This window comes from Thiolapillus sp. (genome assembly GCF_048562965.1).
Classification (GTDB): Bacteria; Pseudomonadota; Gammaproteobacteria; order Chromatiales; family Chromatiaceae; genus Thiolapillus; species Thiolapillus brandeum_A.
Genome location: NZ_JBHNMF010001663.1, coordinates 1 through 522, shown reverse-complemented (window position 1 = coordinate 522; position 522 = coordinate 1). Strand labels below are relative to the sequence as shown.

Here is a 522-nt window from a genome sequence, read left to right as displayed (position 1 = left end):
CCGCGTTCGGAGGCCTACTTTGTTTTCCCTCTGGCGCAAGGCACGCCGGGAAAACAGTGCGGCCTCGCGGCTACTGGGGTCTACCAGCCTTCGCTTCGCTCTCCATGGCTGGCAGCGGTGGGGTGAATGGCTGAAAGCGCACTATCACACCGTAGAAACGGCCGTAGAAACAACGGTAACGCCGCGCATGGTTTATAAGCCGGAATCAGGAGTCTATACGCCAAGAAGGCTGATCTACGGACGGTGAACCATGGAGATGCCTGCAATCAAATTAGATAACGGTACGGTGGAGGCACTGAAGTGGATAGGGTTGTTGGCCATGAGCTGCGATCATGTCAATAAGTATCTCTTCAACGCGACCCTCCCGTTGTTGTTTGAGTTGGGTCGCGTGGCGCTACCGATATTTGTATTCGTGATTGGATATAACCTCGCTCGACCTGAAGCAATGGAAAGAGGGGTATATACCCGCACGATGAAGAGACTGCTTATATTCGCAGTGATCGCCGCTGTGCCATATGTCAG

2 protein-coding genes are annotated in these 522 nt (G+C 53.6%); both read left to right on the top strand.

Annotated features, from left to right (window positions below):
* Positions 1-19 precede the first annotated feature (19 nt).
* Positions 20-247, top strand: a complete 228-nt coding sequence (locus ACOCD2_RS26100) for a hypothetical protein (RefSeq protein ID WP_293650598.1) — start codon at positions 20-22, stop codon at positions 245-247.
* 3 nt (positions 248-250) lie between these two features.
* Positions 251-522: TraX family protein (locus ACOCD2_RS26095; protein ID WP_419626447.1), on the top strand; the 272-nt coding region annotated here is incomplete at its 3' end.